Annotated in this window: 7 protein-coding genes and 2 pseudogenes; 2 read left to right on the forward strand and 7 right to left on the reverse strand. The window is 43.3% G+C overall.

The features are described 5' to 3' along the window. Positions 1 to 42 precede the first annotated feature (42 nt). Positions 43 to 453: pseudogene (locus PTE_RS18995) on the forward strand (AbiEi antitoxin N-terminal domain-containing protein); the annotation flags it as partial. Positions 454 to 613: 160 nt separating this feature from the next. Here the strand turns inward: PTE_RS18995 and PTE_RS19000 are convergent. Continuing rightward, positions 614 to 1,744, reverse strand: coding sequence for a PLL family lectin (locus PTE_RS19000; protein ID WP_036849639.1), 1,131 nt, complete (start codon positions 1,742 to 1,744; stop codon positions 614 to 616). Positions 1,745 to 2,543: 799 nt separating this feature from the next. On the opposite strand from PTE_RS19000, the gene PTE_RS26880 reads away from it, so the two are divergent. Then, positions 2,544 to 2,675, forward strand: a complete 132-nt coding sequence (locus tag PTE_RS26880; protein WP_274534109.1) for a hypothetical protein — start codon at positions 2,544 to 2,546, stop codon at positions 2,673 to 2,675. Between the two features lie 33 nt (positions 2,676 to 2,708). Here PTE_RS26880 and PTE_RS19005 read toward each other — a convergent pair whose 3' ends face one another. From PTE_RS19005 to PTE_RS19035, 6 genes and pseudogenes are all read right to left on the reverse strand, one after another. Then, positions 2,709 to 3,824, reverse strand: coding sequence for a PLL family lectin (locus tag PTE_RS19005; protein ID WP_036849640.1), 1,116 nt, complete (start codon positions 3,822 to 3,824; stop codon positions 2,709 to 2,711). A gap of 688 nt (positions 3,825 to 4,512) precedes the next feature. Continuing rightward, positions 4,513 to 5,455 (reverse strand): annotated as a pseudogene (locus PTE_RS24680) (IS30 family transposase). 383 nt (positions 5,456 to 5,838) lie between these two features. Continuing rightward, positions 5,839 to 6,924 carry a PLL family lectin gene (locus PTE_RS19020; protein WP_036849642.1) on the reverse strand — a complete coding sequence of 362 codons (1,086 nt, stop codon included), beginning with the start codon at positions 6,922 to 6,924 and terminating at the stop codon, positions 5,839 to 5,841. Positions 6,925 to 7,886: 962 nt separating this feature from the next. Further along, positions 7,887 to 10,460, reverse strand: coding sequence for a TonB-dependent receptor (locus PTE_RS19025; protein ID WP_036849643.1), 2,574 nt, complete (start codon positions 10,458 to 10,460; stop codon positions 7,887 to 7,889). 83 nt (positions 10,461 to 10,543) lie between these two features. Then, positions 10,544 to 11,524 (reverse strand): FecR domain-containing protein, encoded by a 981-nt coding sequence (locus PTE_RS19030; RefSeq protein WP_036849644.1) that lies wholly within the window; start codon positions 11,522 to 11,524, stop codon positions 10,544 to 10,546. Between the two features lie 12 nt (positions 11,525 to 11,536). After that, the gene (locus PTE_RS19035) at positions 11,537 to 12,046 is read right to left on the reverse strand and encodes a sigma-70 family RNA polymerase sigma factor (protein WP_036849645.1); all 510 of its coding nucleotides are present in this window, start codon (positions 12,044 to 12,046) and stop codon (positions 11,537 to 11,539) included. Positions 12,047 to 12,068: the final 22 nt, after the last annotated feature.

Here is a 12,068-nt window from a genome sequence, read left to right on the forward strand (position 1 = left end):
ATGGTTTACTATTTATTATATTGTTACACCAAGGGTGAATCTATGTCATCAAAATTAAACTGGCTTTTGCAAAACACTACGCCGGGCTCCTTAGTGTTGCAATCCTGGCTAACAAAGCACAGCATCAGTCCCTCTTTAGCGAATAAGTATATGAATAGCAATTGGCTGCAAAAACTGCGGGCCGGCGTGTATGTACGAGCAGGGCGTAAGCCAGAGTGGAGTGATGCTGTACAGTGCTTGCAAAACCAGCTTTCTATCCCGGTTCATTTAGCGGGGCTCACCAGTCTGGTGTACCAAGGCCGTTCTCATTATCTACAGTTAAAGCAGCAAAGGATATGGCTCTGCGTGAAAGATAAAGCTGCGTTGCCGAAGTGGTTTAAAGAATTTCCCGATGTTGACTGGTTTTTGCTTTCTAATTACACAATCTTGATCTTATGTCAAAAGGTAAACATATTCAGGCGTTGGATAAACTAGAAAAAGCGTTGACTGAGTGGCTGGATTAATACAGCCCTATTATCCCCCTATCTGGCCCGGTGAAGCGCAAGTAGATGTTTTCCTTTTGCACCGGGCCAGCAGCTCACGATCGTCTAGTGCGAAGCTGGCTCCTTCCAGATTACTTGATCACTGAGGCATCGATCAAGGTGATGCCGCCGAGGAGAGCCCAGGTGGTCCACGATGATGTGGCTGATGAGGTTGTTTGCCAGAGGTGCCAGAGTGCCTTATCAAGGCCAAGCACAAAGACCTCAATCCGGCCGTCTGAATTCTTCGCTACCGTTGGGGCACTGGCGATAATGCCTGTAAATGAGCTCCAGTTAGACCATGGGCCGTTATGGGAAGTTTGCCAGGTGCGCCAGAGCGTGTTATCAGCGCCGCGAGCAAAGACCTCAAGCCGACCAGAGATATTCTTCACCACCGCTGGGGCGCTAGTGATCACACCATCCAAACACTGCCAGTTTGACCACGAAACGGAATCAGAACCGATCTGTGAAATGTGCCGGAGTGTGTTATCGGCACCGCGTGCAAAGACTTCGAGCCGATCATCGCAGTTGTCGATGATTACTGGGTCGCTAGTGATTATACCTTTTAGTGACTGCCAACTTGACCATTGATCAGTGTGAGCGGCTGTTTGCCAAATGTGCCAAAGGGCATTATCGGCACCACGTGCAAAGACCTCAAGCCGGCCGTCGGCATTGATATGTGCAGCCGGGTTACTCGTGAGTGTGCCACCCAGAGATTTCCAGCTTGACCACGAATTGGTATGGGCCGCGGTTTGCCAGATGTGCCATAGCGCGTTATCTGTGCCGCGTGCAAAGACCTCAAGTCGGCCGTCAGAGTTGATACATACCTCAGGGTTGCTGGTGATACCTCCATACAGCGGCTGCCAGCTTGACCAGGTATTGGTATCAGCGGCGGTCTGCCAGTTATGCCAGAGTGCATTATCCGTACCACGCACGAATACTTCCAATCGACCGTCTGAATTACGATGAACGGCGGGTTTGCTGGTTACTACACCGTTAAATTTGCTCCAGCCGGGCCAAGAGGAGTTTGGGAGCGGTATTGTTTGCCAATTGTGCCACACTGCGCTATCAGTGCTTACACCGAAAACCTCAAGTCGATTATCGGCATTGTTTGCTACTGAGACAATTCCAGATAACGCTATCGCAGAGTTCTCGATTTCTACCTCACCTGCAACATATGACTCGATATTATTTGGATTTAATGTTTTGATAGATTCTTGTTTCATATTACATATCCTCTTTAGAAATAACTTTTCAGGTTCACCAAATAGTAATTTAATAAGTAAGATATTTAATTTTTAGATTACTATTTTTTACTCCTCCACTCCTTTATTATGTTATTAATTGAATAAATAATTAATATTTTAATTGGTGCTGGCTTCTGGACGGTAAAGATTTAAGCAAATATAATTATATACTATAAATCTCCTTATGTTGATATATATTTTTACATGCAATAATTTAATCGTTATTAATTAAATGTAAATTATTTTTTATTTTAAAATTACCTTTAGTTTCTATTATGAATGTATTTGTATCGTAGTTGTTTTGTTTGAAATAAAAAGTTATTTGTCTAAATATTTAATCATTTTTTGATGTTTTATTTCAAATTATTATGATTTTTATAAGAAATTTACTATTAAGATTAAATTTTTTGAGATGAGGTTGGGTTATTTGGTGGGTTTGTTTGAAATAATGTTTGTTAATATTCTTATTATAATAACTTGAATAAACTAATTACTTTTGCGTTCTATACCTAATAGATTTCGAGCCGCAGCGCGGCGGTAAGTGAACGAATCCCCAGGAGCATAGATAACTCGGTGACTGGGGTGAGTGAAAGCAGCCAACAAAGCAGCAACTTGAAAGATGAAGGGTATATAAACTGACAGGTAAAATATGGAATTAATTTGCAAATTGGCTTGAGTAAATTGTAAGAATCTGAATAGAAATAATGGGCAATATTTTGCGATGGCGCTATAAAATTAAAGGTAAAAAATGAGAAGAATGATAGAAAAAGGATTTATTTTGGCAACTCAAAACCTTTTTCCCATCGCCTTAGATTTGGCTCAAGCGCGTAGCTGCCATCCTCGTTATATGCCACTGGCCCGATGCAGTGCAGTGGATGTTTTCCTTAAAATGCATCGGGCCAGAAGGTGACGCTTATCTTATGCGAAGCTGGCTTTTTCCAGATTATTTGATCGCTGAAGTGTCGATTAAGGTACCGCCGAGGGATGACCAAGCAGACCACGATGATGTGGTTTGCCAGATGTGCCAGAGCGCGTTATCACCGCCGCGTGCAAAGACTTCAAGCTGGCCGTCAGCGTTTTTCGCCACCACTGGGGCGCTGGTAATTACGCCATTCAATGAGGCCCAGTCAGACCATGAACCAGATGCTACCGTCTGCCAGATGTACTGGAGTGTGTTATCGGCACCACGAGCAAAGACTTCAAGCCGGCCATCGGCGTTGATATATACCGCTGGATTGCTGGTTATTTCACCAGACAGTGACCGCCAGTTTGTCCAACCTGAATTGGGAGCGACCTGCCAGATGTGCCAGAGCGCGTTATCAGAGCCGCGCGCAAAGACCTCAAGCCGACCATCAGCGTTGCTAATCACCACCGGGTTGCTGGTTATCACGCCACTCAGTGACTGCCAGTTTGTCCAGGGATAGGTATGAGAAGCCGTTTGCCTGATGTACCAGAGAGCGTAATCGTTGCTGCGCGCAAAGACTTCAAGCCGACCATCGACGTTGACATGTACCGCTGGATCACTGGTGAGCACGCCATTTAGTGATTGCCAACCAGACCATGGACCGGAATGGGGGGCTGTTTGCCAGATGTGCCAGAGAGCATTATCAGAGCCGCGTGCAAAGACCTCAAGCCGGCCATCGGAGTGGGCATATATCACCGGGTTGCTGGTGATCGCACCACCCAAAGACTGCCAGCCTGACCAACCGTAATTGGGCGCGATTTGCCTGTTGTGCCATAGCGTATTATCTGTGCCACGTACGAATACTTCCGGTCTGCCGTCTGAATTAATGTAAACGGCGGGTTTGCTGGTCACTCTGCCATTAAGCGAGTTCCAACCTGACCAGGAAGAGCCGGTGTTTGGTGCCGTTTGCCAATTGTGCAACACCGTATTGTCGGTGCCCACACCGAAAACCTCGAGCCTGCCATCGGCGTTGCCTGCTACTGAGATAATTTCGGATAATGCCATCCAGGAACTTTCGTTGGATATTTTTATTTCGTCTGTAACATATGACTCGGTATTATCTGGAATTGATGTATTAATAGATTCTTTTTTCATATATATATTCTCTTTGGGAATGGTTTTTTTAGACTCAATAAATAGTCATGTAATAAGCAATATATTTAATTTTTATATTAATATCCTTGCTTGTGTTTTTTATTAAGAAAAAAATGGTAAATATTTTATTTGATACTGATCTCTGATCTTTAAGGTGCCTGGCAAATGTGATATTACATTATAAAATTCCATGCGTTTATATATATTTTACATACAGTAATTAAAAAATAATAAATTATAAATGAATGGTGGATTCACATGAAAAGTGCCATTTTTCAAAAGACCGTTAATTAAGTTTAATCCTAAGAAAAAAGAAGAAAACAGAGAGTTAAACAATCAACAAAAAAAACCATATTATCCAAATAGACTGATAAGAAAGGTACTTTTCTACCATTATTCTTTGAAAAAACCATAAAATTGATGAAACGGTTAAACTCGCAGGATTTAAGCTCTGAAAAAGGTATTGATTATTAGAAAAATATAAAGTGGCATCTTTATACCATCAAGCTATTTATTGGTTGATTTATGAAGATAAAAGAAATGAGGGTGACTTAAAATAACTGTTCCCAATTACCCTGGAAACAACATGCTCAAAGATAAAAAACGGGTATGATTAATGTTGATAAAATGTAAAACACAAATATACCCGGTGATTAAAAATGGATAAAATCGTGGGTTGATAAACACTTTAGTCGCGACCACGTGGATGATTATGNNANNTTCGTATTCCGGTAAATAATTCATTCGGTGTTTTTCCCACCCACGTGTTTTCCGGAGGCGATTATTTAATCGGTTTACCACAAAATTTATTTCCTGATCAGAGATTTCATTAAAATCGGTTCCCTTTGGAAAGTATTGTCTGATTAACCCATTGATATTCTCATTGATCCCTCTTTCCCAAGGCGAATAAGGGTGAGCAAAGTAAATTTGGGTTTCTAATTTTTCACTGATGATTTCATGATCTGCGAACTCCAGACCGTTATCGAACGTGATGGTCTTAACCTTTTGTTTTAACGGAAATAATACTTTCACTGCCGCTTTCGCGACTTCTGAAGCTCGCTTGCTATCAAGTTTAACGATAATTGTATACAGCGTCTTGCGGTCAACCAATGTTAATAAGACACTTTTTTTTCCTTTCCCTATTATCGTATCTCCTTCCCAGTCGCCAATACGTTCTTTTTTATCAACAATTTCCGGGCGTTCATCAATGCTGACCCGATTTTAAATTTTGCCTCTTCTTTCATAGCAATCATAACGTTTTCGATTTGGTTTTCTGGCAATTAGCCCATGGTGCCATAAATCACCCCCCTATATTTTATCTTTATAAATCAGTCTATAAATTGTCTCATGATGCAAAGATATCCCTTTATGTTGCTTTAAATAATCAGCCACCAGTTCAGGATTTAAGTCTTTCCAAATTAACCGTTTTATCCATTTTTTTACTTCTGGCGTTATTTTCACGGCATTCTTAGCAAAATGCCGACGAGCCAATACCTTCAAATGAGCCTGTCAGGGCAGTATGTCTGAACTTCNTGATTTNTCTTCAATTCTCTGCTGATGGTCGACGGGCTTCGCTTAAGTGACTCAGCAATGAAACGCTGTGAAAAACCCGCTTTTTTTAAACTGGAAATCTGATATCTTTCTGTTTAAGTCAGGTGAGTTTAGGCCCTTGAGCAATTTCATGGGGCGGGAAAGGTGCCCACTATAGCAAGTGGCCGCCTTTCTCAAAAATTGCACTTATTAGTCGAATCCGCCAATTGTTTTTACCGGTTTAAAATTTCATTTTTCTTATGTTTGAAAATATATTTTTGTCGTAATTATTATGTGAATCTACCTTTTAATTTTATTAAAAAAACTGACAACCAAGCGGTTACTCTGTGAGAGAAGCTTATCAGACATATCAACCAAGAATCTATTTTAAGTACCACTGGCCCGATGCGACTCAGTAAATGTTTTCCTTGTGCACCGGGCCAGAAGGTGACGCTTATCTTATGCGAAGCTGGCTTTTTCCAGATTATTTGATCGCTGAAGCGTCGATCAAGGTACCGCCGAGGGTTGCCCAAGCAGACCACGATGATGTGGTTTGCCAAATGTGCCAGAGCGCGTTATCACCGCCGCGCGCAAAGACTTCAAGCCGGCCGTCAGCGTTTTTCGCCACGACTGGGGCGCTGGTAATTACGCCATTCAATGAGGCCCAGTTAGACCACGGGCCAGTGTGCGCTGTTGTCTGCCAGATATGCCAGAGCGCGTTATCGCCACCGCGTGCAAAGACTTCAAGCCGGCCGTCGGCGTTGGCATATACTGCTGGGTTGCTGGTGATCCGGCCCCCCAGTGATTGCCAGGCTGACCATGGGCCGGCATGGGGAATGGTTTGCCGGATGTGCCAGAGAGCATTATCGCCGCCGCGCACAAAAACCTCGAGCCGACCATCAGAGTTGCCGACTACCACTGGATCACTAGTGATCCCGCCACCCAGAGAGTGCCAGCTCGACCACGGACCGGCATGGGGTACGGTTTGTGAGATGTGCCAGAGAGCGTTATCGGCACCGCGTGCAAAGACTTCAAGCCGGCCATCGGAGTTGATATGTACCGCTGGGTTGCTGGTGATCGTACCACCCAGAGAGTGCCAGCTCGACCACGAACTGGAATGGGGTACGGTTTGTGAGATGTGCCAGAGAGCGTTATCACCGCCGCGCACAAAGACTTCAAGCCGGCCATCGGAGTTGACATATACTGCCGGGTTGCTGGTGATCCCACCACCCAGTGACTGCCAGCCTGACCAACCCGCATTGGGGGCGGTTTGCGAGTTATGCCATAGCGCATTATCTGTGCCACGTACGAATACTTCCAATCGACCGTCCACATTGAGGTAAACAGCGGGCTTACTGGTGACTCCTCCACCAAGCGAGCTCCAGCCGGACCAGGAAGAGTCGGTGTTTGGTACTGTTTGCCGATTACGCCACACTGCGTTGTCAGTACCTATCCCGAAAACCTCGAGCCGACCATAGGCGTTGCCTGTCACTGAGACAATTCCGGATAATGCAGTGACATAATTTTGGGCATTATCTAAATTTAATGTATCTACAGAGTCTATTTTCATATGTATGCCTTATTAAAAAAGTAATTTTTCAGGTTAACTTGATAGTAATTTAATGAACGAGATATTTAATTTTGTAGATTGATATTCTCATTTATGCATATTGTTTTTTATTAAGAAGAGAAATGATTAATACTTTATTTGAAGCTAATTTTTAATTTATTAAGTGTCCAATAAACGTGATTCTATTTTATAAAACCCTATGTGTTAATATGTATTTTTGCATACGATCATCTAAGAATGATTAATTACACATAAACTATTTCTTATTTGAAAGTCACCCTGCATTTCTATTAATAATATATTTATACCCGTTATCTTTCAAGTTGCCTCTTTGTTGGTTGCACTCGCTCACCCCGGTCACATAGTTCACTATGCTCCCGGGGATTCGCTCCCTTGCCGTCGCGATGCATCTTGAAATCTATAGGGTATATATCATGGTTATTCTGTTTTTATTCGAAATAAGAGTTGTCAGATACAGGAAACGGCTAATGAGGAGGGGAAATTTATCCAATCAGGGAAGAATGGTTTTCCTATATTGATAAAAAAATTTTGATACATATTAAAATTAAGCGGGAATGGTTAATGGCAAAACGAAATTATTTGGTATATTCATTTGAAATTATATTTATTAATGGCTTGATAATAATAACTTAAATAAACTAATTACTTGTGCGTTCTATAATCTTATATAGGTAGAATTTGGATTTAATTTGTAAATTTGGTTTTGATTTTCAAATTTATTGCTATGTAGTCCTTTAAAAATTTAGTAAAACTTTTATTCTATTAAGATATTTATAAATAAGCCATTTGTGTGTGTTTTCCGTATTTTCGGGAATGGACCTTATCTTTTATGTATTAAGGATAGAATCGAAAAGTGTTCCCTGTGTTCACGGGGATAAATAGGGTTCTGTCAGAAAAAGGCATATCAGCTCAGTGATATGCCTTTATTTTAACTAATTGATTTAAAAGTAAGTTGTGAGCCCGGCACGGAATGTCCTTCCCGGCGATGGAATATAACCCAGGCTGAGAGGCTGGATATAATATTTGTCGAAGATATTATCCACACCAAACTCAAACTCGACATGTTTATTCATTCGGGCGGTCAGAGAGATATCTGCCACCGTTGCGGGTCGCCAAATAATGGGGGCCAGCAGGGGAGCGGAACCTTGCCCCGGTTTTGCTGCGGGTACAGATCGTTGACCATAATGTGAGACTCTTGCATTGAGGGACATTTTGTCATCTAGAAATTTTCGTGTCAGATCGAGTGATACAGCATATTTAGGCGGAATATGGTTAGTGGCATAATCCGAAGGGAGGCTGCGAGCGACACAACCTTCATTTTCAGTACAGAATCTGACTTTCGTATAGTAATTCATAGATAAACGCGCATCAAAATGATCACTGTGGTAAACACTTGCTAATTCTAATCCTGCGAATTTCGCGGCTTTAATATTGCTGATATGCATACTCCAGTAATCATCCATCCATGACCGGTTGATATAGTCTTTCACCCGATTATCGAAGTAGGATATTTTGATATCGAAACTGTCATTGTCAGCAATCACACCCGGGAAACGTGATGTCAGCCCGAATTCTATATTTTTTGAAATTTCAGGTTTTATATAATCGTCAACACTCATCATGTAGCCACGAATACCTTCAACCATTGATGGAAAGCGTGGCGCATAGGTATATTTGGCGTGTAGCGCAGTTTCATTATTCAGTTCAAATTTAGCGCCTGCCCAGTAACCATGAGCGTGATCCTGCTTGTTGTTTACTTTTCCTGAGGCCAGTTTCCGACGAAGAGAAGGTACTGGACTATAATCTTCGACTTGATAGGATTTGTAATCCCATCCACCCATTAAGGTAAGGCGTCCAGTAAGCATATAGCTGCCGTTTAGGAAAAGATGGCCTTCCTTACGCTCTCCTTCCCGATTAACGGCATACTCCCATTTTCCTTCGCTTGGGCCTGTGCGTTCACGAATAAAGCTGGCCCCGTAATTCAACTCAATATCTTGCATTGAAAGCTCAAATAATGAGGTGTTACTCAGATTCATCCCTACTGTGCGCATGAATTTCTTATCACCGAGGGTATTATTTGAGGTTCGGGGGCGATCGTTAACCCGTGTTTGCCACACGCCTATGTCCAAATTAATCCAGGGATTTGATGACGGCTCCCATTTATAATTGAGGCTGTGCCTGTTCATGTTGAGCCGTGTCAGTGGACCCTGATCTAAGATCATGAATGTTTGGCTCAGGTTTGCCATATCTGCAACATAAGATTCTCCGTAGAGATTTTGATAATGACTAACGATAGCGGAGATTTCATGACCATCACCAAAACGAATTTTGCCTTTACCCAGTAACGATTGGCTATCTTCAGAAGTGTTAGGTACGGCATCTCCCATTGCATATAGCGAATAACCTGCCATCTGTTCACTGAATTGTGGAATGAGGCAATCCTGTGGATCGCTTTGACACAGGTAACCCGGCATCCCACGTTCTTTGGCCCCTGGCCCGTGTTTACCCGAATGGTAATTGCCACGCTTGCGCTGAGAAGCACCAAACAGCAATTCATAGGAAGGTTCAGCCACTGCGAAAACAATACTCCCGGTTCGATTCCTGGCATCAAAGAAAGCGTTTTTTGATGGGGATGGCCAGTCATTACGTTGATAATCGTCAGGATTAGAATGGTTGTTCAATAGACTTCCCTTCAAACGAAGTCCGATTTTTTGTCCATCAAGCAGGATATCGCTGGCTTCGATGGTTTTTATCTCCACGACACCGCCAATGGCCCCGATACCACCTTTTCCTGTCGGGCCTTTGCTGATATCTACCCGGCCAATGAAATCGGGATCAATAAAGGAACGGTTGGAGACACCTTGATAACCACGATACAGGGCAGTCTGGTTAGATGCGCCATCAACGGTGGTTAAGACCCGGCCTTGCCCTTGCAGACCCCGTATATTCACATCCAGGCTGCCTGAACTGCGTGCTTCACCAGACAATACGCCTGGGGTTGTTTTAAATATATCAACAGGATGGATCACACCAAATTTTTCGATATCTTTACCTTTGATGGTGGTGCTATCGAAACGCAATGGCTCATTACCTGAGTACCCGCGACTGCCTGTTACCGCAAGGGGACTCAGTGTTATTGCACCTTTGCTGGTCGTATTTTTTGCTATTTTTACTAACGTATAGCTGCCATCGGCGCGTTGGGAAAGTCGTAAATGGCTGCCTGTGAGTAGTTGTACCAAACCTTCATGGGCGGTAAAGCTGCCATTTAATGAAGGTGCTGTCAGTCCATTGGTTAAATTCGGATCAAAGGAGAACGCCGTACCTGTTTGAGCAGCAAAACGGGACAAAGAATTTCCCAATGCCCCCGACGGAATATTAACGGAATAAACGGTCGCGGTTTGTGTGGCGGCATAAATGGGCTGTGCCGACAGCAGAATCAATGGAAATAACAATGTGGTTAAGGACTTTTTTTGCCAGCGTGGTTGTGATCCCTGGCAGTTAACATGATGTGGCATAGGCAATTTCTCCATGCTTTTTAAGCTTCTTTTGTCTCTATGCCGTATGAGATTGAAAAAAGTGTCAGTAAAAATAATTATTTTTATTCATTGGGTGGGTAGAGGGTAATCCAATAGCGAGTCAGGCTGTGCATTGAGAGCGGATAGGTTTGTAATAGCATATGCAGCGCCAGATCCGTATCCCGTATAGGAAAGGCACCAGAAACCCGCAGATTTGCTACTGCATCATCACAGCGGATCGCGCCGGAGCGATAGCGATTCAGTTCTGCAATCACCGTTGCCAGCGGTAAGTTATCAGCCACTATCATACCTTGTAACCAACTTAGTGATGTTGCTGATCTGAGATGTGGTGGAGCAACGGCAAACGGAGTGAAATATGTTGCTTTTCCGGCATACAATATTTGTGGTGAACCATTATCTGGAATAATACGAACTGCCCCTTCTGCTATTTCCACCTGAGTGTGGGAGGCTTGCTGGCGGACACTGAATTTTGTTCCCAACGCCACAATGGTGCCTTGTTTAGTTCGTACTTTAAATGGGCGTACCGGCTGGTGGCTGTCTTTATGGGTTTCAATATACATTTCCCCCAATTTTAAATGAACAAGCCGCTGGGTATCGTCGTAATGAACATCCGCTGAACTTTGTGTGTTTAACGTTAGCTGACTGCTGTCTGGTAATGACCAGTGCTGTATTTGTCCTGTAGCGGTGTGATAATCGCCAATCAGAAGCTTAAATTGATCGGATTGCCAGAAGAACGATGCTCCAGTCGGAATTAACAACATAAGAGTGAGTTTTCTGATAGCTTCCCGGCGGGCAAGGGGGCGTTTATTGTTCAACAAGGGTGATGCGATATGAGGTGGCAGATGATGTAACCGTGCTAACAGGCATTGTGCCCGCTCCCAGGCTTGAGCATGTTCTGGGCTTTGTGCACACCAGGCGGCACAGGCGTTCCGGTCAGCTTCGCTGACATGACTGTCATTCAGAATGGTCAGCCATTCTGCGGCTTCTGCAAGTATCGTTTCAGAGGTTGTACTTGATGAATGAGATGTATTGGTGGAAGCCATGGATCAATCTCTCTATGTCATAGCGATCAGGCACTGATAAAAGCCTTGTTTCATATAGCGTTTGACCGTAGATAGCGAAATATTCATGTGATTTGCAATATCTTCATATTTCATTCCCTCTATCTGGGAAAGCAAAAAGGCAGTCTGTACCGGCGTGGGGAGTTGACTGAGCATCATATCAATTTCTTGAAGCGTTTCGAGAATAATAAGCCTCTGCTCTGGAGCAGGAATAAGCTGCTCGGGCAGGCTGGCGAGCAGCTCCAGATAAGACTGTTCAAGTGATCGACGGCGATACCAGTTAATCATCAGCCCCTTAGCGATAGTGACGATATAGGCACGAGGTTCATTTAACTGCTGTGGCAGGGGCGAGCGAAGTAATTTGACAAAAGTATCCTGAGCCAGGTCTGCGGCGGTTTCATCGCAGTTAAGACGATGCTTAAGCCAACGGAATAGCCAATCATGATTGTGGACGTACATCCACTGGATCTTTTGAGTGTCTAAAGCATTAACGATCATTTTCATGCCATTTCACAATGTAAATGCA

The sequence above is a fragment of the Photorhabdus khanii NC19 genome (assembly GCF_000517265.1).
Lineage (GTDB): Bacteria > Pseudomonadota > Gammaproteobacteria > Enterobacterales > Enterobacteriaceae > Photorhabdus > Photorhabdus khanii.